Source organism: Paraburkholderia sprentiae WSM5005, assembly GCF_001865575.2.
Taxonomy (GTDB): Bacteria; Pseudomonadota; Gammaproteobacteria; order Burkholderiales; family Burkholderiaceae; genus Paraburkholderia; species Paraburkholderia sprentiae.
Map to the genome: position 1 here is coordinate 1549971 of NZ_CP017561.2, position 22944 is coordinate 1572914.

Sequence of the window (22944 nt, forward strand, 5' to 3'; positions counted from 1 at the left end):
CGAAGCGGATAGGCTAGTGCTTTTAACCGCGATGCAACAAGTGCATTCGCTGCGCGTCGCTAATGAGGAAACTGTGACTCGCTATGACGCGCGCGCTCCAGATGCGCGGCAAAACTGACCGGATCGATATTGGCACCGCATAGCAGCACGCCCACGCGTTTGCCCTGCAAGTGCTCGCGCAGCGGGCCGAGCAGTGCGGCGGTGGCGGCTGCGCAAGCGGGCTCGACCGCGAGCTTGAGCTGATTGAACAGGATCAGCATCGCCTCGCGCAACTGGTCGTCGGACACGGTCACGAGCCGATCGATATGGCGGCGGCACAGCTCGTAGCTGTATTGCTCCGTATGCGGCGACATCAGCGAATCGGCGATGCTGTACATATGGCCCATTTTGACCGTATGGTTGGCGGCAAAACTCTTGCACATCACATCGGAGCCTTCGGGTTCGACGCCGTACACGTGCACGTTCGGATTCGCGAGTCGCAGCGCGGTGGAGATTCCGGCCGCGAGTCCGCCGCCACCGATCGGCACGATCACCGCTTCGAGGTCGGGCGTTTGCGTCACCCATTCGTAGCCGAGCGTGGCCGAGCCGAGCACCGTGCGATAGCCGTTGAACGGATGCACGAAATAGCGGCCTTCCTCGGCCTCGATGCCGCGCACCAGCTCGAACGCTTCGGCGAGATCTTCCGCATAGACGATCTCGGCGCCGTACTCGCGGCACAACGCGACGCGCGCCGGATTGGCCGCTCTGAACAGCACGACCTTCGCACTGACGCCGAGCCGCATCGCCGCATAGGCGAGCGCCACCGCATGATTGCCGCCCGACACGCAGGTGACGCCCGCGCTCTTTTGCGCCTCGTCGAGCGCGAGCAGGTTCGTGAATGCGCCGCGTGCCTTGAAGCTGCCGCCCGCCTGCAGCAGTTCGAACTTGAAATTGACGACCGTGCCGTGCAGCGACGAGAAGTCGAGCCGGTCGAACACCGGCGTGCGCGCGACCCACGGCGTCAACGCGAAGTGCTGCGCGGCGATGTCGTCGAGCGTGGGGATCGGCTCGCCGTCGATGGTGTGATCCGTGTGCTGCGGCAAGGCGCTGGACATGGCGGTCGCTCCGGAGTCGTCGATGTCGTTAAGACCCGTGGCGCGGCGCGCAGGTTCAGTGCTGCGCGCCGCTGCAACGAAATGGCCTAAGCGGCTTCGACCGACATGCTGTGGATGAACTTGCGCAAGAAGCGCTCGCACGCGACGAGCTGCTCGAGTTCGACGAATTCGTTCGCCTTGTGCGCCTGCTGGATGTCGCCGGGGCCGCAGACGATGCTTGGAATCCCCGCGTTCGAAAAGAGGCCGGCCTCGGTGCCGTACGCGACCTTGCGCTTGTCCTGATCGGCCGTCAGCGCACGCACGAGTTGCGTGATCGCGGCCTGTTCAGACGAATCGAGGCCGGGCGCCGCGGCGATCTTCGTGATCTCGATCGCGGCAGACGGATGCTCGCGCAGCATTTTCGGCAGCAGCGTTTCGCGCGCGTAGGTGTCGATGCGCGCGAAGATCTGCTCGGGGTCGAGCGTCGGCAGATTCCGGAATTCGAACTGGAACTGGCATTCGGCCGGCACCGTGTTGATCGCGTTGCCGCCCGCGATCGTGCTGGTCTGCGCGGTGCTGAACGGCACGTCGTACAGTTCGTCGAACGGGCCTTGCTCGCGGAACCGGTCGGCCATGTCGCGGATGTAGCAGATCAGGCGCGCCGCGTACTCGATCGCGTTCAAGCCCTTCGGTGTCAGCGACGAATGCGCGGCCTGGCCTCGCACGCAGCACTGATACGCGTTGATGCCCTTGTGCGCGATGATCGGGCGCATGCCGGTCGGCTCGCCGACGATGCAACCGTCGGGCTTCACGCCGCGCTTGATCAGATCGGCGATCAGAAGCGGCGCGCCGACGCAGCCGACTTCCTCATCGAACGACAGCGCGAAGTGGATCGGCTTCGCGAGCTTCGCGCGCTGCATGTCCGGCACGAGCGTAAGTGCGGCGCCGATGAAGCCCTTCATGTCGCAGGTGCCGCGGCCATAAAGCTTGTCACCGCGAATCTCGGGTTTGAACGGATCGCTGTCCCATTGCTGGCCGTCCACCGGCACGACATCCGTGTGGCCCGACAGCACGACGCCGCCGTTCGTGTCGCCATCGTGCGCGGGAATCGTCGCGAACAGGTTCGCCCATTTGCCGCCTTTGCCGTGCGTGAGCGTCGCGTCGATACCTGCCGCGCGCAGTTCGTCGCGCACCGTTTCGATCAGACCGAGATTCGGATTGCGGCTCACCGTGTCCATCGACACCAGACGGGTGACCCAGGGCAGCGATGCGGGCGAAGCCGGGGAGGTGGACGACTGCGGCGATTGCGCTGTTTCAGCGACGTGGGACATGACATGACTCCAGCGTTTTATGTCTATCGATCATATCCCAAATCGCATTTTCGTCAGGTCTCGCCCACAGCCGGGCGCGCGTTGGCGCAGCGCAGCATCGATGCGAAAAACGCCGGACATCCCCACGTTTTCCGCCGTATTCGCGAACCTTGGTGCGCAGCGCTCAACGCGCAGGCGTCGCCGTGGCCTTGCCGCGGCTCGGCGAACCGAGCGCGCGCAACGTCTCCTTGACCGTCGCGACGCGCACCGCGAGATCGGGGCTGCGCGTTTCGATACGCAGCTTGTCCTGTCCCGCGAGTTTGATGTGCTTGTGCTTCTGCACCATCTCGATGATCCGCATCGCGTCGACCGGCGGGTTCGGGATGAACTGCAGGCCGATCACCGCTTCGCCCGCATCGATCTTCGAAATGCCGAGCGGCTTCGCGGCGAGCCGCAGACGATGCGTCTCCACCAGCGCATGCGCTTGCGGCGGCAGCTTGCCGAAACGGTCGATCAGCTCCTCGTGGATGCCGTCGATCGAATCGTCGTGTTCGCAGTTCGCGAGGCGCTTGTAGAGCGACAGACGCTCCTGCACGTCGCCGCAATAGTCCGACGGCAGGATTGCCGGCGTGTGCAGATTGATCTCGGTGGTCGCGGCGAGCGGCGCGGTGAGGTCCGGCTCCTTGCCGTTCTTGAGGGCCTTCACCGCGTCGTTGAGCATGTCGGTATAAAGCTGGAAGCCGATCTCCTGAATCTCGCCCGACTGTTTGTCGCCCAACACCTCGCCGGTGCCGCGAATTTCGAGGTCGTGCATCGCGAGATAGAAGCCCGAGCCGAGTTCCTCCATCTGCTGGATCGCTTCGAGCCGCCGTTGCGCCTGCTTGGTGAGCCCTTGCGGATCGTGCACGAGCAGATACGAATACGCCTGGTGATGCGAGCGTCCGACGCGGCCACGCAATTGATGCAATTGCGCGAGACCGAACTTGTCGGCGCGATGGATCAGGATCGTGTTCGCGCTCGGCACGTCGATGCCGGTTTCGATGATCGTCGTGCACAACAGCACGTTCGCGCGTTGCGCGACGAAGTCGCGCATCACGCGTTCCAGTTCGCGCTCGTGCATCTGGCCATGCGCGACCGCGATGCGCGCTTCGGGCACCAGCGCTTCGAGCATATGCCGGCGATTCTCGATCGTCTCGACTTCATTGTGCAGGAAGTAGACCTGGCCGCCGCGCTTCAACTCGCGCAGCATGGCCTCGCGAATCACGCCGTCTTCCTCGCGCCGCACGAAGGTCTTGATCGCGAGCCGCTTTTGCGGCGCGGTCGCGATCACCGAGAAGTCGCGCAGTCCTTCGAGCGCCATGCCGAGCGTACGCGGGATCGGCGTCGCGGTCAGCGTCAGCACGTCGACTTCCGCGCGCAGCGCCTTCAGCGCTTCTTTCTGGCGCACGCCGAAGCGATGCTCCTCGTCGATGATCACGAGCCCGAGCCGCTTGAACTGCACGTCCGACGACAGCAGCTTGTGCGTGCCGATCACGATGTCGACCGAGCCTTCGTTGATCTGCTGGATCGCCGCGTTCACTTCCTTGGTCGACTTGAAGCGCGACAGCTCGGCGATGCGCACTGGCCAGTCGGAGAAGCGGTCGCTGAAGGTTTGCGTGTGCTGCTCGGCGAGCAGCGTGGTCGGCGACAGCAGCGCGACCTGCTTGCCGCCCATGACCGCGATGAACGCCGCGCGCAACGCGACCTCGGTCTTGCCGAAGCCGACGTCACCGCACACGAGCCGGTCCATCGGCTTGCCGCTCGTCATGTCGCCGATCACGGCTGCGATCGCCGCGGCTTGGTCCGGCGTCTCCTCGAAGCCGAAGCTCTCGGCGAACTTCACATAGTCCTTCGGTTCGAGCGCGAACGCGTGGCCCTCGCGGGCGGCGCGGCGCGCGTACAGATTGAGCAGCTCGGCGGCGGTGTCGCGGATCTGCTGCGCGGCCTTGCGCTTGGCCTTTTCCCACTGGCCCGAACCGAGCGAATGCAGCGGGGCGCTCTCCGGATCGGCGCCGCTATAGCGCGAGATCACGTGCAATTGCGCAACCGGCACATAGAGCTTGCTGTCGCCCGCGTATTCGAGGTGCAGGAACTCGGTTTCGCCTTCGCCGAGGTCCATCGTCACGAGACCCATGTAGCGGCCGATACCGTGCTGCGAGTGCACGACCGGATCGCCGAGCTTCAGCTCGGACAGATCGCGTACCATCGAATCGACGTTGCTCGCCTGTTCCTGGCGGCGACGTCCCGCGCGGCGCGCGAGCGGCCCGTACAGCTCGGTTTCGGTGATGATCGCGATGCCGTCGCCCGGCACCGCGAAGCCGTTCGCGAGCGGCGCGACGCCGAGCGAAAAACGTGCGTCGCCGGCGAGCCAGTCGGCGAAGCTGTCGGCCGAGGCCGGCTTCAGCTGGTTGTCGGTGAGCAGTTGCAGCAGCGTCTCGCGGCGGCCCGCCGATTCGGCGGCGAACAGCACGCGGTTCGGCGTCGCGCCCAGATACGCGCGCAGCGACGAGACGGGGTCGTCGGCGTGACGGTCGATGGCGAGGTTCGGCAAAGCGATCGACCAGGCGCCGCCGCCGTTGGTGGAGAGCACGAGCCGTGCGAACGGTTTCGCGAACGTGAAGAAATCCTCATCCGACAGGAACAGCTTCCGCGGTTCGAGAATCGGCCGGTCGCGGTCGTGCGACAGGAAGTTGAAGCGCTGCTTCGTGTCGTTGGTGAAGCGCCGGATCGCCGCGTCCAGATCGCCGACGAACGCGAGTTGCGAACCGTCGGGCAGGTAATGGAAGAGCGTGGCCGTCTCCGCGAAGAACAGCGGCAGATAGTATTCGATGCCCGCCGACGGCACGCCGTTGCCGATGTCTTTATAGATCGACGCGCGACTCGGATCGCCCTCGAAGGTCTCGCGCCAGCGGCTGCGGAATGCGGTGCGCGCGGCTTCGTCGAACGGGAATTCGCGGCCCGGCAGCAGACGTACGTCCTTGACCGGATAGAGGCTGCGCTGCGTGTCGGGGTCGAACGCGCGAATCGAATCGACCTGGTCGTCGAACAGGTCGATCCGGTAGGGCAGCGGTGAGCCCATCGGGAACAGATCGAGCAGCGAGCCGCGCACGCAGTATTCGCCGGGACGCACGACCTGACTCACGTGCTCGTAGCCGGCGAGCGTCAATTGCGCCTTCAGCTTCGCTTCGTCGAGCCGCTCGCCCTGTGAGAACGAGAACGTGTAGGCGGCCAGAAACGATGCGGGCGGCATCCGGTACAGGGCCGTCGTGGCCGGCACGAGCAGGATGTCGCAGCGGCCTTCGCCGAGATCGTGCAGCGTCGCGAGACGTTCGGACACGAGATCCTGGTGCGGCGAAAACGTGTCGTAAGGCAGCGTTTCCCAGTCGGGCAGCAGACGCACCCGCGCATCGGGCGCGAAGAAGCCGATTTCTTGCGACAGCCGCTGCGCGTCGACCGCGCTTTCGCAGACCACCGCAAGCAGCGGCATCTTCTCGCGATACGCGAGATGGTAACGGGCGATCAGCAGCGCGTCGGACGAACCGCGCGTGCCGTCGAAGGCGAAACGCTGGCCGGCCTTGACGAGCGCGACGGGCGGGGAGGACTGCGAGGTTGCGGCGATGTCTGGCATAAAGGAGAAAAAGGGCGGCTCGGGGCTCACGCGACGGCCAAGTTTACGCGTGTACGGGCGTGGATGCGAAGGACCTATTATAAAATCCGTCCTTTACTTTGACCTGGCGGCATCCGCACTCGTGACTTCCCGTCTCTTCGCCCTGATTCCGTGCGCGGGCACCGGCAGCCGTTCCGGTGCCGCGATGCCCAAGCAATACCGCACTGTCGCCGGTCGCGACATGCTGCATTACTCGCTTGCCGCATTCGACGCGTGCAGCGAATTCGCACAGACGCTCGTCGTGATCGCGCCCGACGACCAGCACTTCGACGCCCGCCGCTTCGGCAATCTGCGCTTCGCGGTGCGGCGCGTCGGCGGGGCGTCGCGCCAGGCGTCGGTGCTCAATGGTCTGCATGCGCTCGCCGAGTTCGGCGCCCGCGACGACGACTGGGTGCTCGTGCACGACGCGGCGCGCCCGGGCATCACGCCGGCGCTGATCCGCACGCTGGTCGGATCGCTGAAGGACGATGCGGTCGGCGGCATCATGGCGTTGCCGGTCGCGGACACGCTAAAGCGGATCGACCGCGCGTCGGTCGATGGCCGCATCGCCCGCACCGAAGCGCGCGACGGCTTGTGGCAGGCGCAGACGCCGCAGATGTTCCGCATCGGCATGCTGCGCGAGGCGATCCTGCGCGCGCAGGCCGACGGCCACGATCTGACCGACGAGGCGAGCGCGATCGAATGGGCGGGCCATGCGCCGAAGCTCGTGCAAGGCAGCCTGCGCAATTTCAAGGTGACGTATCCCGAAGACTTCGATCTGGCCGACGCGATCCTGAGCCGCACGGCCGGTTCGTGACGCGTGGCCGTGGGCCGTTAGAACGATTTGGAAAGGCTTTAAAGAAGCTTTAATTGCTTCAGCACTCGAGGACGTGACGCACATGGATTTCAGAATTGGGCAGGGCTACGACGTGCATGCGCTGGTGCCGGGACGCGCGTTGATCATCGGGGGCGTGACGATTCCGTACGAGCGCGGGCTGCTCGGCCACTCGGACGCGGACGTGCTGCTGCACGCGATCACCGACGCGCTGTTCGGCGCCGCCGCGTTGGGCGACATCGGCCGACATTTCTCCGATACCGACGCGAAGTTCGCCGGCGCCGACAGTCGCGTGCTGCTGCGCGAATGCGTGGCGCGCGTGAAGGCGGCGGGCTTTGCGATCGGCAACGTCGATAGCAGCGTCATCGCGCAGGCGCCGAAGCTCGCGCCGCATATCGAAGGGATGCGCGCAAATATCGCGGCGGACCTCGGCGTGCCGATCGAGCGCGTGAACGTGAAGGCGAAGACGAACGAGAAGCTCGGCTATCTCGGCCGCGGCGAGGGCATCGAGGCGCAGGCCGCGGTGTTGTTGATCAGGAGCTGACGGCTCTTGTGTGAGGGTGATCGACGGTGTCGCTTACAGCGTCGCGCCGCCGATCGCCCGATTGCTCGGACATAGCTCGTCCGTTTGCAGGCCGTCGAGGATGCGCAGCACTTCTTCGGGGTTACGGCCCACGTACAGATTGTTGACCGACACGTGCTGGATCGTGTTGTCCGGATCGACGATATAGGTCGCGCGCAGCGCGACTCCCGCTTCCTTGTCGCGCACGCCGAGCTGGTCGATCAGCTCGCCTTTCACGTCGCCGAACGAGTAGTGGTTGAGCCTGTCGAGATCCTTGTGCTCGCGGCGCCAAGCGAGCTTCACGAATTCATTGTCGACGCTGCCGCCGAGCACGACCGCGTCGCGGTCCTCGAATTCCTTGACGAGCTTGCCAAACTCGACGATTTCCGTCGGACAGACCAGTGAAAAATCCTTCGGATAGAAGTAGATGATTTTCCACTTGCCTGGAAACGACTGCTCGGTGATCGCTTCGAACGCCGAGACGCCGTGTTCCTCATGGTGGTTGAAGCCCGGCTTGGCGGCGATGACGGTGAACGCTTCGAGTTTATCGCCAACGGTTTTCATGCTTGAGCTCCTTCGGAAGTCGCAAGAACGGCATGGTTCGCATGGCGGCTGCGCGCCGTGCCGTGGGTCGTCGGCTCACGCGCCTTTCGCGAGCGGAAACTCGATCGTCACCTCGAGCCCGGGCCCGGGCGAACGGTTGCGCAGCCGCAGCGCGCCGCGATAACGCGCGACCAGCCGCTGCACGATCGCCATGCCGAGCCCGGTGCCGTTGGCCTGGGTGCGCGCCGAATTCACGCGATAGAACGGCCGCGTGACGAGCGCGAGCTGGTCTTCGGGAATGCCGGGGCCTTCGTCGACCACCGTGAGTTCGACGCGCGAATGCGACACGCGCGTTTCGAGGATAACGTGTGGCACGCCATCGTCTTCGCTGCCCCCGTACTTGCGCGCGTTCTCGAGCAGATTGCCGACCACGCGCCGCATGTCGGTTTCATCGGCCTCGATCACCGCCGACGGAGCGAGCCGCGTGATCAGTCGCATGCTGTCCTCGCTTTGCATGCGCGCGGCGAGTTCGCTCGCGATCACCGAGAGGTCGACCGGCTCCGGCACGCGCTGCACCGGACGCGCGTAGTCGAGGAAGCGGCCGATGATCATGTCCATCTGCTCGATGTCGTCGACCATCGCGTCCTTGGTGGCCTGGTCGGACGGGCTCATTTCGGTCTCGAGCCGCAGCCGCGCGAGCGGCGTGCGTAGATCGTGCGAGATGCCCGCGAGCATCAGCGCGCGATCCGCCTCGAGCTGCTCGAGGTCGCGCACCATCTGGTTGAAGCTTCGATTGGTTTCGGCCGCGACCCCCATGCCGCGCTCGGGCAGCGGCTCGGGCGATTGCCCCGAGCCGACCCTGCGCGCGGCCATCGCGAGACGCGCGAACGGCCGGTTCACCAGACTCGTGATGAACGCCGCGCCGAACAGCGACAGCGCGAGCGCGAACACGCCCCAGCCGGCCCATTGCAGGCCGGTCGCGTTGTCGAGCTGATCGCGATCGAGTGCGACCCAGTAATCGTCGTCGTCGATCTTGAAGCTGATCCATACGCCGTTGATGTCGTTCACGCTCTGCGCGATCACGGTGTCGTCGCCGAGACGGCCGCGGATGTCGTGCTCGATCAGGCGATTGAGCGATTCGTCGGGTTGGAGTTTGTATTTGTCGGTGGCTTCGCGCGGGTACACGCGCACCCCTTCATTGCTCTCCAGATCCTGCAGCAGCGCGCGCCGCAGGTCGGGATCGGAATAGAGGAGTGCGGTGCGCGTGAGCTTGACGATCGCGACGAGTTGCAGCGCCACGCGCTGCGCGCGCGGCTCCCGTTCGATCACGCGAAAGCTCTGGAACCACGCGGCCAGACTGACTGCGATCAACAGCGCGATCAGCAGAAAGGTCCGCCAGAAAAGGCCGCCGAACGCGAGCGTCAGGAGGCGCCGGTCGATCCGCATGGGCCCTTCTTATGTGACACAGAAACGAAAACGGAGCACAAACTCAGGCTGCACCGTCGGGGATGAACACGTAGCCGAGGCCCCACACGGTCTGAATGAAGCGCGGGCTGCCCGGATCCGGCTCGATCAGCTTGCGCAGACGCGAGATCTGTACGTCGAGGCTGCGGTCGAACACCTCGTATTCGCGGCCGCGTGCGAGTTCCATCAGCTTTTCGCGCGACAGCGGCTGACGCGGATGACGGGCGAACACCTTCAGCACCGAGAACTCACCGGTGGTCAGCGGAATTTCCTGGCCGGCCTTGGTCAATGTGCGGGTGGCGAGATTGAGCGCGAACTCGCCGAACTCGAACACCTCGGTGGTCTCCGACGGCGCACCCGGCAATTCGGACGGCGACTGACGACGCAGCACCGCGTGAATGCGCGCGACCAGTTCGCGTGGATTGAACGGCTTGGGCAGGTAGTCGTCGGCGCCCATCTCGAGGCCGACGATGCGATCGACATCTTCACCCTTGGCCGTCAGCATGATGATCGGCGTACGGTCGTTGCTGCCGCGCAGGCGCCGGCAGATCGACAGGCCGTCCTCACCGGGCAGCATCAGATCGAGCACCAGCAGGTCGAAGCGCTCGCGTACCCAGAGCTTGTTCATCGACGGCGCATTTTCGGCGACGTAGACGTTGAAGCCCTGCTCGCCGAGATAGCGGCGCAGAAGATCGCGCAGGCGTGGATCGTCGTCGACGACGAGGATTTTCGAAGGGTTTTTGGTTTCCATGGTCGGCATCTTAGCGCGATTAGAAAGTGGTGCGCGGTTACACCATTTCTGGGGTTACAGTCGGTTACAAAATTTACCCGCGGCGTGGCGCGACGTAAAGTATGCGCGTTTAGACTCCTTTACTGAATGCGGCTGTTCGGTGGATACTTCACTCGACAAAACTCTCGTACCCGGCTGTTACCGGGGTTTGTACACGCATCTGAGGTCGCCGGTTGCCGCGCCACGAAGGGAACAACATGAAGGGAGGGGTTTGGCCAACTGTGCGCTTGAGCGTGATTGCACTGGCGGTAGCCGGTACGCTCGCAGGCACACTGGGCCCGACGCTCGCCCATGCGCAGCCGTCCTCGGACCGAGCGGCGAGCGAGCATGCGTCCCGCTCCGGCAATAGCAGAGTCAGCCGTCATAATACGAGCATCGATCGTCCTGCCTCTGAGGTGATGCTGCGTACCGCCGTTCCCCCCGATCTCGATCAACGTCGCCGCGACGGGCATATGACGCCCGAAGAGCGTCGGCTGTTGCGGCAACACATCGAAGATGCCGTGCGCGAGTTGTACAAGCGTTAATGTCCGCGCGCATCGTCGCGTGAAAGAATCCTGTTGCGCGTTCAGCGACAACTTCCAGATCCGATATTCGACGTGTGAATGGTGAGCCGCGGCCTGATGTCCGACCGGCGTGGCAGCGTATTCGGAACGAGGTGCAGCATGAAACGACGCAGCTTTCTTTCGATGAGCGCGGCCGCCGGCGCGTCGCTGTGCTTGCCTCGCTCATTCGGCGCGTCGAGCGCGGTGGACGCGATGGATGCGCAGTGGCGGAATGCGTCGCGTGCGCCGGTTGTGCCGGGGCGCGGTGACGACAGGCTGCTGATCCTGATCGAACTGAAAGGCGGCAACGACGGCTTGAACACCGTGATCCCGTTCGCCGATCCCGCGTACTACGCGCTGCGCAAAAACATCGGTATCCAACGCGAGCAGATGCTTCAGCTCGACGAGCGCACCGCGCTGCATCCCGCGTTGCAGCCGCTGATGCCGCTATGGCGCAGCCGGCAGTTCGCGATCGTACAGGGCCTCAGCTACGCGCAGCCGAACCTGTCGCATTTTCGTTCGATCGAGATCTGGGACACCGCGTCGCGCTCCGATCAATATCTGCGCGACGGTTGGCTCACGCGCGCGTTCGCGATGCGTCCGGTGTCCGCCGGTTTTGCGGCCGACGGCGTCGTGATCGGCAGCGCCGAAATGGGACCGCTCGCGAATGGCGCGCGCGCGATCACGCAGCGCAATCCGGCGCTCGCCCCTATTCTCGACGTCGAAAACGACATGCCGAAAGCGGCCGATCCTCTGCGCCCAGTGCAACCGCAACCTCGGTTGCAGACGGTGTTTCCGGGCGGCACGTTTGGCAACTCCATCAAAACGGCGATGCAGTTGCTGGCGGCTTCAGACGCGCCGAAGGTAAGCGCCGCGGGACCCGCGTCACGAGAGCAGCCATTGAGCGGACAGAGCGTGGCCGTGATCCGGCTGACGCTCAACGGTTTCGATACGCACCACAACCAGCCGGGACAGCAGGCCGCGTTGCTCAAACAGCTTTCGGAAGGGATGGTGGCGATGCGCGCCGCGCTCGTCGAGTTCGGCCGTTGGAACGGAACGCTCGTGATGACCTATGCGGAGTTCGGGCGGCGTCCGCGCGAGAACGAGAGCAACGGCACGGATCATGGCACGGTAGCGCCGCACTTCGTGATGGGCGGTCGCGTGCGGGGCGGTTTGTATGGCGTGCCGCCGATGCTTGCGCGGCTCGATGGACAGGGCAATCTGCCGGTCGGCGTGGATTTTCGTCAGCTTTACGCGACCGTGCTCGGGCCGTGGTGGGGGCTGGACGCGTCGGCGATTCTGCAGCAGCGGTTCGAGCCGCTGCCCTTGCTGCGGGCGTGAGCGGCTCGGCGCGAATCGGCGCGCCTGGCTGTCGGGACTACTTCGCGCGCCAAGCGATCCAGAGCTTGCGGATCGGCGTCAATGCGATGCGTTGATGCAGCACGTGATAACCGTCGCGCTCGATTTCGTCGAGCAACGCCAACGCGAGCGCGGCCAGCGCGAGCAGCGTGCGCTGCACGCGCCGCGCGTCGGCGGGTACTGCGGCGAGCGCGGTTTGCACCGCATCGCGCGCGCGCTGCGTTTCGAAGCGCATCAGTTCGGTGAACGCGTCGGTGTATTTGCGGTTGATCAGATCGGCGGCGGTCACGTTGAAGCGCTGCATCTCGTCGATCGGCACATAGATGCGGCCGTGACGCGCATCGTTGCCGGTCTCGGCGACGAACTGCGCGAGCATCAGCGCCTCGCCGAGCGGCGCGGACCACTCCGACGCTGGCGCGGCACCGTAAGCCAATCCCGTTGCCGCGGCGCGTGACACCAGCGACGCAAAATTGCCGCCGACCCCTCGCACATAGCGCCGCAGGTTCGGATAGTCGAGATAGCGTGCCTGGTCGAGATCCATCTCGAAGCCCGCAAGCAGTTCCTGCAGAGCCGGATATTCGTCCCGCGCGTCGGGCAGATAGGCCGCCAGCGCCTTGGACACGGGATGCGACGGCGAGCCCGCGGCGAGCCCGGCGATTTCTTTGTGCCACCACGCGAGCTTGGTGCGGCCGACCGCGGGATCACTCGTTTCCTTGACCGTTTCTTCGAGCTCGCGACGCAACGCGAAGAGCGCCGTCAACAGCGGCTGACTCGCTGCGCGCGCCCGGCGAAGCGCATAGTAAGTACTCGATCCTGGGGGTGCCGCTTTCTGCTGGCAATAGTCGTCGAAATTCACGGGATGAGATTGTGGGGAAGGGCTGGCGAGAAGGGCGCCGGCGTTCGTCGCGGCGCTTTTCTCGACGAGCCGAAAATTGTAGCATCGGCGCCGCGCGCGCAGATACCGCCGGGTGCAGACAAGCGCGAATCAATCGGTTAGAATCTCGCGCTTACGCTTTCGGGCACGTGTTTAGCGCGCCCTGGGAGTGCCAGGACAATCGGGCGCGACGCATCGCGGCGTACCCGGCTGCGAGGGTGGCGAAATTGGTAGACGCACCAGGTTTAGGTCCTGACGCCCGCAAGGGTGTAGGGGTTCGAGTCCCCTCCCTCGCACCACTTATCGGTAGTCAAGAAAAACCCCGTCAGATCTTCGGACCGACGGGGTTTTTTCTTTCTTGCGCGGTGGCTGGAAGGCCGCCGTGTTGCCCGCGGCCCTTCATTGCGAACGCGTCACTCAGGCGCCCGGCGTTCCCGGGGCTTCCTGCGAGCCCGGCAATTCCGCCTGCGCGGCGCCTTCGAGGAAACGGCGCGTCGACTCGAATGCCTGCAGCATCGGGTCCGGCCACGGCGTTTGGAGCATCACCGCCTGATGATTTTCAAATGCCGACGACAGCAGTTTCGCCAGCTCGGGCGAACGAAGATGACGCAGCACGACGCTGACCGCGATCGCGGTCGCCTGGCTCGCGCCGGCGGTCTGAAGTTCCGAAGCGGTGAGTGCCGCGACCTGTTTGTTGATATCCACTGAGACGTCCCCGGATGGAAAATAGGGTGAAGGCGCGTTGGCCGAATGCTCAATTTTGACACGCGTGGCCCGATGCCGAGATACGGCGCCTTTTCAATCGCGGATTCGCCGCGCGCGTTGTCACTCCTGCGGGCTCAGGGTGCTGATCACCTTGTCGAGCGCCGCGCCGAACGCGGCCCTTTCTTCTTCGTCGAGACAGTCGAACATATCGCCGTTCCACTTACGCGCGATCGGCATCACCTTGCGATAGAGCGCGCGTCCTTCCGGCGTCAGCGAGACCAGCACCACGCGGCCGTCCGCCGCGCTCGCCTCGCGCTGCACGAGTCCCCGCCGGATCAGCGCTTCGGCCGCGCGACTCGCCTGGCTTTTGTCGAGATTGGCATGGCGCGCCAACGCCATGATCGAGAACGGTCCGAACGATCCCACCGACGCAATCACCCGCGCTTCAGGTAGCGTCACGCCGAGCTTTGCCGCGTAGCGCGCGCTGATGCCGCGCTCGGCCAGTTTGTTCAGCACATGCAGACGATACGTGAGGAACTGCTCGAGCCCGGCTTTGGCGGAGTCCTTCATGGTCACCCCGTAATGAGTGGAACGGTCGTGGGCTGTGATTGTTGCCGCAACCGTTTCGCGGGTCAACGCACGCCGTACTTCAAGCGCGTCAGCTGCTCGGCCTCGTTGGCGAGCAGGCGCGCCGCGTCGCGAATCGCGACGTCGAGCGTGATCGGTCCCGGCGCCGGCGAAAAGCAGCCGCTGAAGTATTCGGCAAGCCGCGGGAGCGCGGCGGGGTCGACCGCGCCGGACAGCAGCGTGGCGGGCACGCCCGCGGCCCGTGCATGCGCGCACGCGACGAACGGCGCTTTGCCGTGCAACGTCTGCACATCGGAGCGGCCTTCGCCGGTGACTAGCCAGTCGGCGCCGGCAAGCGCGGCGTCGAGGCCGATTTGCCGCGCGACCGTTTCCGCGCCCGGCTCGAACCGCGCGCCGAGCATGTGCAATGCGAAGCCGAGACCGCCCGCCGCACCTGCGCCCGGCAGGTCGCGCGCGGTACGGCCGAGCGCGGCTTCCAGCAGATCGGCGAAGCGTGCGAGCGCCGCGTCGATCGGCGCGACCTGGTCAGGCGTCACACCTTTTTGCGGACCGAAAATCGCGGTCGCGCCGTGCTGCCCGGTCAGCGGATTGTCGACATCCGACATGCCGACGAACTGCGCGTCGGCAAGCCGCGCGTCGAGCAGCGACGCATCGACCCGCGCCACGTGCGCAAGCTGCTCAGGCGTGGCTTCGAGCACGTTGCCTTGCGCGTCGAACAACTGCAGGCCGAGGCCGGTCAGGAGGCCCGCGCCGCCGTCGTTCGTGCTGCTGCCGCCCAGCGCGACGAAAAAGCGCCGCACGCCCGCATCGAGCAGCGCGCGAATCGCCTCGCCCATCCCGCGCGTGCTGCGCGCCTCGACCGGCACGCCCATGCCGACCGGGTCCGTAATGCCGACGATCTCCGCGGTTTCGATGATGGCGCTGCCGTCCGCGAGAAGCGCTGTCAGCGCTTCTCGCGTCGGACCGGCCGCGCCGCGCACGTTGAGCGTGCGACGCTCGCCGCCGCTCGTGAGCATGGCGTCGAGCGTGCCTTCGCCGCCGTCGGCCATCGGGCAGATGCGCACGCTCGCATCGGGGCGCGCGCGCTGGATGCCGGATGCGATCGCCTGCGCGACCTGTTCCGCGCTGAGCGAGCCTTTGAATGAATCGGGAGCGATGACGACGACAGGCGAGGGCGACGAATTCGGCATGGTGTCTCTGGCAGGTTTGAGTCGTTGCAAGCGGTTGCTGGAGCGGATCGAACGACTGGCTGCGGGGGCCGGCTCGACCGAGTGCGTTAGCTTATCAGCATGGGGGCGTCGGCTGAATATGTCGAAAGGCATAGGCGGGATCGCCGCCGCCACGCGTCGGCGGGGGCGGGCGTAGGCGATCGTTTGCGCGAACCCATGCGTTGCATGACGCAAAAGCGCCGGAGGAAAGCGCGGGTGCCAACCGGATAGCCAGGCCAACGGCGAACCGCGCTCCCTGTGCCAAAACTACCCGAAAATGGCCCTCAAAACGCCTGGAATGCAGCGGAAACTGGATGCAATCGTCGAATCCCGGTTAGGCGCGCGAATAGTTTGCTAAAATATTCGGCTCTTTGGACTCAACCGTGCTGCCGGCGGCCTGCAAGCCCGCGGCGCAGGTGCGTGATCGATGCAAGCGGCGCAAATCGATGCGAAGCGACATCGACGGGCAGCACGGAGAAGATAACTGATTCGCTCGAATAATTTTAGGACGATTGAAGCCATGGCTAACGTTGTTGAAAACCTCGGCAAGCTCGAACGCCGCGTGACGATTTCCCTGCCGAAGGATGCCGTGCAGAAGGAAGTGGATTCGCGTATCCGTCAACTCGCGAAGAACGTGCGCATGCCGGGTTTCCGCCCGGGCAAGGTGCCGCTCAAGATGGTGACGCAACAGTATTCGGGCCAGGTGGAAGCCGAAGTGCTGAGCGACAAGGTCGGCAAGGAATTCTTCGACATCAGCCGTGCCGAGAATCTGCGTGTCGCGGGTCAGCCGAGCTTCGCGCCGAAGGTCGACGCCGCGGAAGGTAGCTACGCATTCGACGCGACTTTCGAGGTGTACCCGGAAGTCAAGCTGGGCGACGTCGCCACGGCTGAGATCGAGCGCACCACGACCAGCATCAGCGAAGCGGAAATCGACCGCACGTTAGATATCCTGCGCAAGCAGCGCGTGCACTTCCACGCTCGCGGCGAAACCGGCGAGCACGGCGACGGCGGCACGGATACGGCCGCGAAAGAAGGCGACCGCGTGACGGTCGACTTCGTCGGCAAGCTCGACGGTGAAGCATTCCAGGGCGGTAGCGCCGAAGACTTCGGGTTCATCCTCGGCGAAGGCCGCATGCTGCCGGAATTCGAAAAAGCGGCCATCGGCCTGAAGGTCGGCGAAGCGAAGGAATTCGACCTGAAATTCCCGGACGACTACCACGGCAAGGACGTGGCAGGCAAGACGGCGCAATTCACGATCACGATGAAGAAGATCGAATGGCCGCATCTGCCGGAAGTCGACGCTGAATTCGCGAAGTCGCTCGGCATCGAAGACGGCGATCTGACCAAGATGCGCGCCGAAATCAAGGACAACCTCGAGCGTGAAGCGAAGCGCCGCACGCAAGCCATCGTCAAGAACCAGGTGATGGACGCACTGCTGAAAATCGCGGAACTGGAAGTGCCGAACGCGCTGATCGAACAGGATCAGGAACGCCTCGTCGCGATGGCTCGCCAGGATCTGGAGCAGCGCGGCGTGCCGAACGCGAAGGACGCGCCGATCCCGGCCGAAATGTTCAAGGAGCAGGCCGAGCGCCGCGTCAAGCTGGGTCTCGTGCTGGCCGAACTCGTGAAGGCGAACGAACTTCAGGCGAAGCCGGAGCAGATCCGTGCCGAAGTCGACGAATTCGCGAAAAGCTACGAAGACCCGAAGGAAGTCGTCCGCTGGTATTATTCGAACCAGCAGCGCCTTGCTGAAATGGAAGCGTATGTCGTTGAAGCCAACGTCGTCGAGTTCGTCCTCAGCAAGGCCAAGGTGACGGACAAGGAAGTGAGCTTCGAAGAACTGGCGAGCGCAACGGCGCAAGCGTAAGCGCTGCTGCAACGGCGTGCCGGCTGTCGGAGCGACCGACGGCTCGCACGCCGTTTTTGTGTGCCGCGTCAATGTGTGTCGTAACGGATCCGGTCGTGCGGCGCATACATGAGACGGGACTTGAATACGGGGTCGTCGCACCAACCTGTGTCCAGCAGCTAATATTCGGAATATTTCCAGACAAGGATCCATTGCATGACCTTTCGCGCCCAAATGCTGGACACGTTGACCTCCCTGCCGTCCCGGGATCTCGAAGCGCAGGCACTCGGTCTGGTGCCGATCGTCGTGGAAACGAGCGGCCGGGGCGAGCGTTCGTATGACATTTATTCGCGCCTGCTGAAGGAACGCATCGTGTTTCTCGTGGGCGAAGTGAACGACCAGACGGCGAATCTGGTGGTTGCGCAGATGTTGTTTCTCGAAAGCGAGAATCCGGACAAGGACATCTACTTCTATATCAACAGCCCAGGCGGCTCCGTGTCGGCGGGTATGGCGATTTACGATACGATGCAGTTCATCAAGCCGGACGTCTCGACACTGTGCATGGGGCTCGCGGCGAGCATGGGCGCGTTCCTGCTCGCGGCCGGCGCGAAGGGCAAGCGTTTCGCGCTGCCGAATTCGCGCGTGATGATTCACCAGCCGCTCGGCGGCGCACGCGGTCAGGCATCGGACATTGAAATCCAGGCACGTGAAATCCTTTACCTGAAGGACCGGCTGAATCATCTGCTCGCGCATCACACCGGTCAGCCCGTCGAGCGTATCGCGCGCGACACCGACCGCGACAATTTCATGTCCGGTGATGACGCGCAGGCGTACGGCCTCGTCGACCAGGTCGCGCACAAGCGTCCCTGATCGGGTACGGGTTTGCCCCGCTGCGTCGTCCCTGTTGCGGCAAAACCGTCATTGGGTCGGTTGTGAATGTTCAAGTTCCTTCCGTCCGGGCGTCTACGGCAAGCGCCGTTATCGTGCTCACTAGCCCCGCCGCGCCCAAACTGCGTGACGGGGGCAAACGGCGTATTATGTAATTCGGTGTCCGGAGGCTCACACATTTATGGCGGACAAGAAAGGTTCTAACAGCGAAAAGCTGTTGTATTGCTCGTTTTGCGGCAAGAGCCAGCATGAGGTCAAGAAACTGATTGCTGGTCCGTCGGTGTTCATCTGCGATGAATGCATCGATCTATGCAACGAAATCATCCGCGACGAGGCTGCAGGCGCGGGCATCGAGGCAGGCCTGTCGAAGTCTGAGCTGCCGACTCCGCAGGAAATCCGCGAAATTCTCGACCAGTACGTGATCGGTCAGGAACGCGCGAAGAAGATCCTCGCGGTCGCGGTCTACAACCACTACAAGCGCCTCAAGCATCTCGACAAGAAGGACGAAATCGAACTGTCGAAGAGCAATATCCTGCTGATCGGCCCGACCGGCTCCGGCAAGACGCTGCTCGCGCAGACGCTCGCGCGCCTTCTAAACGTGCCGTTCGTGATCGCCGACGCGACCACGCTGACGGAAGCCGGTTATGTCGGCGAAGACGTCGAGAACATCATTCAGAAGCTGCTGCAGAATTGTAACTACGAAGTGGACAAGGCTCAGCGCGGCATTGTCTATATCGACGAAATCGACAAAATCAGCCGCAAGTCCGACAACCCTTCCATCACGCGCGACGTGTCGGGCGAGGGCGTGCAGCAGGCTCTCCTGAAGCTAGTCGAAGGTACGATGGCGTCGGTGCCGCCGCAAGGTGGCCGTAAGCATCCGAACCAGGACTTCATCCAGGTTGATACGACCAACATCCTGTTTATCTGCGGTGGCGCGTTCGACGGCCTGGAGAAGGTCATCGTCGATCGTACCGAGAAGACCGGCATCGGTTTCGGCGCGAGCGTGAAGAGCAAGCAGGACCGCGATGCCGGCGAAGTGCTGCGCGAAGTGGAGCCGGAGGATCTGATCAAGTTCGGCCTGATTCCGGAGCTGATCGGCCGTCTGCCGGTGGTCGCCACGCTTGGCAAGCTCGACGAAGCGGCGCTGATGAAGATTCTCGTCGAACCGAAGAATGCGCTGGTCAAGCAGTATCACAAGCTGTTCAGCATGGAGCGCGTCGAGCTTGAGATCCGTCCGGCCGCCTTGCAGGCCGTGGCGCGCAAGGCGATCCGCCGCAAGACCGGTGCGCGGGGCCTGCGTTCGATCTTGGAACAGGCGTTGCTCGAGGTGATGTACGACCTTCCACAAATGAAAGGTGTCAGCAAGGTCATCATCGACGACAACGTTATTGACGGCGACGGCAAACCGCTGCTGATCTACGAAGACGCGCCGAAGGTCGCGGGTTCGAACTGATCGGCTTTCGAGTTCTGCAAAAAGGCCGTTCATGGCGACGTGAACGGCTTTTTCGTTTATCGTGTGGTCAGGCTGGTTGTTCTCAACTATGGAGTCACTGAACCTTCGGAGTCACTGAACTTTTCCCACACGCGGAGGCTTGCAATATTTTCTGCTGGCCTCACCTATCGAACGAACTGATTCCACTCATGGGGAAATGAAATGTCAGGAACCCAACTCCTCCCGCCGGAACGCATTACGCTGCCGCTGCTCCCGCTGCGCGACGTAGTCGTTTTCCCGCACATGGTGATTCCGCTCTTCGTAGGCCGCCCGAAGTCGATCAAGGCTCTCGAAGCAGCGATGGAAGGCGGCAAGCACATCATGCTCGTCGCCCAGAAAACGGCTGCGAAAGACGAGCCGACCGAAAAGGACATGTACGAAGTAGGGTGTATCGCCAACATCCTGCAGATGCTGAAGCTGCCCGACGGTACCGTGAAGGTGCTCGTCGAAGGCTTGCAGCGCGCAAAGACGCTTTCCATCGAAGAACAGGAAACGCAGTTCTCGTGCGAAGTCATGCCGCTCGAACCCGACCACGCCGACAGCGCTGAAACCGAAGCGCTGCGTCGCGCGATCGTGTCGCAGTTCGACCAGTACGTGAAGCTGAACAAGAAGATCCCGCCGGAGATCCTGACGTCGCTGTCGGGTATCGACGAAGCCGGGCGTCTGGCCGACACGATCGCGGCGCACCTGCCGCTCAAGCTCGACCAGAAACAGCACATCCTCGAGATGTTCCCGGTGATCGAGCGCCTCGAGCATCTGCTCGCGCAACTCGAAGCTGAGATCGACATCCTGCAGGTCGAAAAGCGTATCCGTGGGCGCGTGAAGCGTCAGATGGAGAAGAGCCAGCGCGAGTACTACCTGAACGAACAGGTCAAGGCCATCCAGAAGGAACTCGGCGAAGGCGAAGAAGGTGCGGATCTCGAAGAACTCGAGAAGCGCATCACGGCTGCCCGCATGCCGAAGGAAGCGAAGAAGAAGGCCGATGCCGAACTGAAGAAGCTCAAGCTGATGTCGCCGATGTCCGCGGAAGCGACGGTCGTGCGCAACTACATCGACACGCTGATCGGCTTGCCGTGGCGCAAGAAGAGCAAGGTCAACAACGACCTGTCGAATGCGGAGCGCGTGCTCGACGAAGACCACTTCGGTCTCGAGAAGGTGAAGGAACGCATTCTCGAGTATCTCGCGGTCCAGCAACGAGTCGACAAGGTCAAGGCGCCGATCCTGTGCCTCGTTGGGCCTCCGGGTGTCGGTAAGACTTCGCTTGGCCAGTCGATCGCGCGCGCGACGAACCGCAAGTTTGTGCGCATGGCATTGGGCGGCGTGCGTGACGAAGCCGAGATTCGCGGCCACCGTCGTACGTACATTGGTTCAATGCCGGGCAAGATCCTGCAAAGCCTGACCAAGGTCGGCGTGCGCAATCCGCTCTTCCTGCTCGACGAAGTCGACAAGATGGGCCAGGATTTCCGCGGCGATCCGTCATCGGCGCTGCTCGAAGTGCTCGATCCCGAACAGAACCATACGTTTGCCGATCACTACGTCGAAGTCGACTTCGATCTGTCGGACGTGATGTTCGTCGCGACGTCGAACTCGCTGAACATTCCGCCGCCGCTGCTCGACCGGATGGAAGTGATCCGTCTGGCGGGTTACACGGAAGACGAGAAGGTCAGCATCGCGCAGCGTTATCTGTTGCCGAAGCAGAAGAAGAACAACGGCCTCAAGGAGGGCGAGGTCGATGTGACTGAAACTGCGATTCGCGACATCATTCGTTACTACACGCGTGAAGCGGGCGTCCGTTCGCTCGAGCGTGAAGTGTCGAAGATTTGCCGCAAGGTCGTGAAGATGCTGCTGCTGAAGAAGGCGGAAGGCGCGGTGAAGGTCGACGGTAGTAACCTCGACACGTTCCTCGGCGTGCGCAAGTACGACTTCGGTCTGGCCGCGAAGGAAAATCAGGTGGGCCAGGTCACGGGTCTCGCGTGGACGGAAGTGGGCGGCGATCTGCTGACCATCGAAGCCGCGGTGATGCCGGGCAAGGGCAATGTGATCCGCACGGGTTCGCTCGGCGACGTGATGAAGGAATCCGTCGAAGCGGCGCGCTCGGTCGTGCGTTCGCGTTCGCGTCGTCTCGGCATCAAGGACGAAGCGTTCGAGAAGCAGGACATTCACATCCACGTGCCGGAAGGCGCGACGCCGAAAGATGGTCCTTCGGCCGGCATCGCGATGACGACCGCGCTGGTGTCGGTGTTGACCGGTATTCCGGTGCGCGCCGATGTCGCGATGACGGGCGAAATCACGCTGCGTGGCGAAGTCCTGCCGATCGGTGGCCTTAAGGAGAAGTTGCTCGCGGCGCATCGCGGTGGCATCAAGCTGGTGCTGATTCCGGAAGAGAACGTGAAGGACTTGACGGAGATTCCGGACAACGTGAAGAACGCGATCGAAATCGTGCCGGTCCGCTGGATCGACAAGGTTCTGGAGCTTGCGCTCGAACGTGTACCGCAAGCGCTGCCGGAGGAAGAGCCGAAGCCCTCGGCGCCGGTTGCGGCTGAAGCGGGCAAGGATGCCGCGACGGACGTCGTCAAGCACTAAGGCTCGAAGCGCATGAGAATGCGCTGACGCCGGTACTCTGCAGCACTGCTGCTTGCTGAAGTAGACAACCCGCGGTCAAGGCCGCGGGTTTTTTTTGCCCGCACGACTCGGTCGCTGAGTCGCATCGCCAGTCTTTCCGCTGCAACATACTGTGACGAAAGCGCCCCCTCTAAGACCCCCTGATCAGGCTCAACCCCGGTTGACATAAGGGTTTCGGCCGCTTCTAATGAGGCGGCCTGGCGTTAGCGCCGGCCGCGTGGCGGGAGTGCTGGAAAGCACTGTCTGGGTTGCCAATAACTATTCACGGGGGTTTGAATGAACAAGACGGAATTGATCGATCACATCGCACAACAAGCCGACATTTCCAAGGCCGCGGCCGGCCGTGCGCTGGATGCAGTCATCGCGGGTGTCAAGAGCACGTTGAAGAAGGGTGGATCGGTCACGTTGGTCGGCTTTGGCACGTTCGCGGTCGGCAAGCGCACAGCGCGCACCGGACGCAATCCGCGCACGGGCGCTGCGATCAAAATCAAGGCAGCGAAAGTTCCCAAATTTAGGCCTGGCAAAGCGCTGAAGGATGCGCTAAACTAATTGGCTTGC

19 protein-coding genes and 1 tRNA gene are annotated in these 22944 nt (G+C 63.6%); 10 read left to right on the forward strand and 10 right to left on the reverse strand.

All coding sequences use genetic code 11. The features are described from left to right. Window positions 1-59: 59 nt before the first annotated feature. The 3 genes from BJG93_RS07115 to mfd form a co-directional block, all read right to left on the reverse strand. A complete protein-coding gene (locus BJG93_RS07115) occupies window positions 60-1094 on the reverse strand; it encodes a threonine/serine dehydratase (protein ID WP_027197618.1) in 1035 nt (344 codons plus the stop codon). Window positions 1095-1180: 86 nt separating this feature from the next. Beyond that, window positions 1181-2404: an acetylornithine deacetylase gene (gene argE / locus BJG93_RS07120; RefSeq protein WP_027197619.1), complete on the reverse strand. Its 1224-nt coding sequence runs from the start codon at window positions 2402-2404 to the stop codon at window positions 1181-1183. Between the two features lie 163 nt (window positions 2405-2567). After that, window positions 2568-6050: a transcription-repair coupling factor gene (gene mfd / locus BJG93_RS07125; RefSeq protein ID WP_027197620.1), complete on the reverse strand. Its 3483-nt coding sequence runs from the start codon at window positions 6048-6050 to the stop codon at window positions 2568-2570. A gap of 121 nt (window positions 6051-6171) precedes the next feature. Here mfd and ispD point away from each other — a divergent pair, with 121 nt between their 5' ends. After that, a complete protein-coding gene (gene ispD / locus BJG93_RS07130) occupies window positions 6172-6885 on the forward strand; it encodes a 2-C-methyl-D-erythritol 4-phosphate cytidylyltransferase (RefSeq protein ID WP_027197621.1) in 714 nt (237 codons plus the stop codon). An 82-nt stretch (window positions 6886-6967) separates the two neighbouring features. After that, complete coding sequence (ispF, locus tag BJG93_RS07135; protein WP_027197622.1) at window positions 6968-7447, forward strand: 2-C-methyl-D-erythritol 2,4-cyclodiphosphate synthase; 480 nt, start codon at window positions 6968-6970, stop codon at window positions 7445-7447. Between the two features lie 33 nt (window positions 7448-7480). Here ispF and BJG93_RS07140 read toward each other — a convergent pair whose 3' ends face one another. The 3 genes from BJG93_RS07140 to ompR form a co-directional block, all read right to left on the reverse strand. After that, a complete protein-coding gene (locus tag BJG93_RS07140) occupies window positions 7481-8029 on the reverse strand; it encodes a peroxiredoxin (RefSeq protein WP_027197623.1) in 549 nt (182 codons plus the stop codon). Window positions 8030-8104: 75 nt separating this feature from the next. Further along, window positions 8105-9454: an ATP-binding protein gene (locus tag BJG93_RS07145; protein ID WP_027197624.1), complete on the reverse strand. Its 1350-nt coding sequence runs from the start codon at window positions 9452-9454 to the stop codon at window positions 8105-8107. 43 nt (window positions 9455-9497) lie between these two features. Continuing rightward, window positions 9498-10232: an osmolarity response regulator transcription factor OmpR gene (gene ompR, locus BJG93_RS07150; protein WP_006048917.1), complete on the reverse strand. Its 735-nt coding sequence runs from the start codon at window positions 10230-10232 to the stop codon at window positions 9498-9500. A gap of 227 nt (window positions 10233-10459) precedes the next feature. Between ompR and BJG93_RS07155 the strand changes: the two genes are divergently transcribed. After that, entirely contained in the window at window positions 10460-10786 is a 327-nt protein-coding gene (locus BJG93_RS07155; protein WP_027197625.1) for a hypothetical protein, read from the forward strand. Between the two features lie 138 nt (window positions 10787-10924). Further along, window positions 10925-12145 carry a DUF1501 domain-containing protein gene (locus tag BJG93_RS07160; RefSeq protein WP_027197626.1) on the forward strand — a complete coding sequence of 407 codons (1221 nt, stop codon included), beginning with the start codon at window positions 10925-10927 and terminating at the stop codon, window positions 12143-12145. A gap of 37 nt (window positions 12146-12182) precedes the next feature. On the opposite strand, the gene BJG93_RS07165 is transcribed toward BJG93_RS07160, so the two are convergent. Continuing rightward, window positions 12183-13019: a squalene/phytoene synthase family protein gene (locus tag BJG93_RS07165; protein ID WP_027197627.1), complete on the reverse strand. Its 837-nt coding sequence runs from the start codon at window positions 13017-13019 to the stop codon at window positions 12183-12185. Window positions 13020-13249: 230 nt separating this feature from the next. Between BJG93_RS07165 and BJG93_RS07170 the strand changes: the two genes are divergently transcribed. Beyond that, window positions 13250-13336: transfer RNA gene (locus BJG93_RS07170), tRNA-Leu, on the forward strand. Window positions 13337-13454: 118 nt separating this feature from the next. Here the strand turns inward: BJG93_RS07170 and BJG93_RS07175 are convergent. The 3 genes from BJG93_RS07175 to BJG93_RS07185 form a co-directional block, all read right to left on the reverse strand. Beyond that, window positions 13455-13742 carry a hypothetical protein gene (locus BJG93_RS07175; protein ID WP_027197628.1) on the reverse strand — a complete coding sequence of 96 codons (288 nt, stop codon included), beginning with the start codon at window positions 13740-13742 and terminating at the stop codon, window positions 13455-13457. 120 nt (window positions 13743-13862) lie between these two features. After that, window positions 13863-14312, reverse strand: coding sequence for a MarR family winged helix-turn-helix transcriptional regulator (locus tag BJG93_RS07180; protein ID WP_027197629.1), 450 nt, complete (start codon window positions 14310-14312; stop codon window positions 13863-13865). A gap of 62 nt (window positions 14313-14374) precedes the next feature. Further along, the gene (locus tag BJG93_RS07185; protein ID WP_027197630.1) at window positions 14375-15520 is read right to left on the reverse strand and encodes a glycerate kinase; all 1146 of its coding nucleotides are present in this window, start codon (window positions 15518-15520) and stop codon (window positions 14375-14377) included. Window positions 15521-16058: 538 nt separating this feature from the next. On the opposite strand from BJG93_RS07185, the gene tig reads away from it, so the two are divergent. The 5 genes from tig to BJG93_RS07210 all read left to right on the forward strand — a co-directional run bounded on the left by tig (window position 16059) and on the right by BJG93_RS07210 (window position 22935). Continuing rightward, window positions 16059-17405: a trigger factor gene (gene tig, locus BJG93_RS07190; protein ID WP_027197631.1), complete on the forward strand. Its 1347-nt coding sequence runs from the start codon at window positions 16059-16061 to the stop codon at window positions 17403-17405. A gap of 195 nt (window positions 17406-17600) precedes the next feature. After that, window positions 17601-18254 carry an ATP-dependent Clp endopeptidase proteolytic subunit ClpP gene (gene clpP / locus BJG93_RS07195; RefSeq protein ID WP_027197632.1) on the forward strand — a complete coding sequence of 218 codons (654 nt, stop codon included), beginning with the start codon at window positions 17601-17603 and terminating at the stop codon, window positions 18252-18254. A 199-nt stretch (window positions 18255-18453) separates the two neighbouring features. Further along, complete coding sequence (clpX, locus tag BJG93_RS07200) at window positions 18454-19725, forward strand: ATP-dependent Clp protease ATP-binding subunit ClpX (protein WP_027197633.1); 1272 nt, start codon at window positions 18454-18456, stop codon at window positions 19723-19725. A gap of 201 nt (window positions 19726-19926) precedes the next feature. Beyond that, window positions 19927-22347, forward strand: coding sequence for an endopeptidase La (gene lon / locus BJG93_RS07205; RefSeq protein ID WP_027197634.1), 2421 nt, complete (start codon window positions 19927-19929; stop codon window positions 22345-22347). A gap of 315 nt (window positions 22348-22662) precedes the next feature. Beyond that, window positions 22663-22935: an HU family DNA-binding protein gene (locus tag BJG93_RS07210; protein WP_008923411.1), complete on the forward strand. Its 273-nt coding sequence runs from the start codon at window positions 22663-22665 to the stop codon at window positions 22933-22935. Window positions 22936-22944: the final 9 nt, after the last annotated feature.

Bases quoted from the DNA above. Each gene is read 5' to 3' on its own strand.
- BJG93_RS07115 (WP_027197618.1), bottom strand. From the start codon at position 1,094: ATGTCCAGCGCCTTGCCGCAGCACACGGATCACACCATCGACGGCGAG.
- argE (WP_027197619.1), bottom strand. From the start codon at position 2,404: ATGTCCCACGTCGCTGAAACAGCGCAATCGCCGCAGTCGTCCACCTCC.
- mfd (WP_027197620.1), bottom strand. From the start codon at position 6,050: ATGCCAGACATCGCCGCAACCTCGCAGTCCTCCCCGCCCGTCGCGCTC.
- ispF (WP_027197622.1), top strand. From the start codon at position 6,968: ATGGATTTCAGAATTGGGCAGGGCTACGACGTGCATGCGCTGGTGCCG.
- BJG93_RS07140 (WP_027197623.1), bottom strand. From the start codon at position 8,029: ATGAAAACCGTTGGCGATAAACTCGAAGCGTTCACCGTCATCGCCGCC.
- BJG93_RS07145 (WP_027197624.1), bottom strand. From the start codon at position 9,454: ATGCGGATCGACCGGCGCCTCCTGACGCTCGCGTTCGGCGGCCTTTTC.
- ompR (WP_006048917.1), bottom strand. From the start codon at position 10,232: ATGCCGACCATGGAAACCAAAAACCCTTCGAAAATCCTCGTCGTCGAC.
- BJG93_RS07155 (WP_027197625.1), top strand. From the start codon at position 10,460: ATGAAGGGAGGGGTTTGGCCAACTGTGCGCTTGAGCGTGATTGCACTG.
- BJG93_RS07160 (WP_027197626.1), top strand. From the start codon at position 10,925: ATGAAACGACGCAGCTTTCTTTCGATGAGCGCGGCCGCCGGCGCGTCG.
- BJG93_RS07180 (WP_027197629.1), bottom strand. From the start codon at position 14,312: ATGAAGGACTCCGCCAAAGCCGGGCTCGAGCAGTTCCTCACGTATCGT.
- BJG93_RS07185 (WP_027197630.1), bottom strand. From the start codon at position 15,520: ATGCCGAATTCGTCGCCCTCGCCTGTCGTCGTCATCGCTCCCGATTCA.
- tig (WP_027197631.1), top strand. From the start codon at position 16,059: ATGGCTAACGTTGTTGAAAACCTCGGCAAGCTCGAACGCCGCGTGACG.
- clpP (WP_027197632.1), top strand. From the start codon at position 17,601: ATGACCTTTCGCGCCCAAATGCTGGACACGTTGACCTCCCTGCCGTCC.
- clpX (WP_027197633.1), top strand. From the start codon at position 18,454: ATGGCGGACAAGAAAGGTTCTAACAGCGAAAAGCTGTTGTATTGCTCG.
- lon (WP_027197634.1), top strand. From the start codon at position 19,927: ATGTCAGGAACCCAACTCCTCCCGCCGGAACGCATTACGCTGCCGCTG.
- BJG93_RS07210 (WP_008923411.1), top strand. From the start codon at position 22,663: ATGAACAAGACGGAATTGATCGATCACATCGCACAACAAGCCGACATT.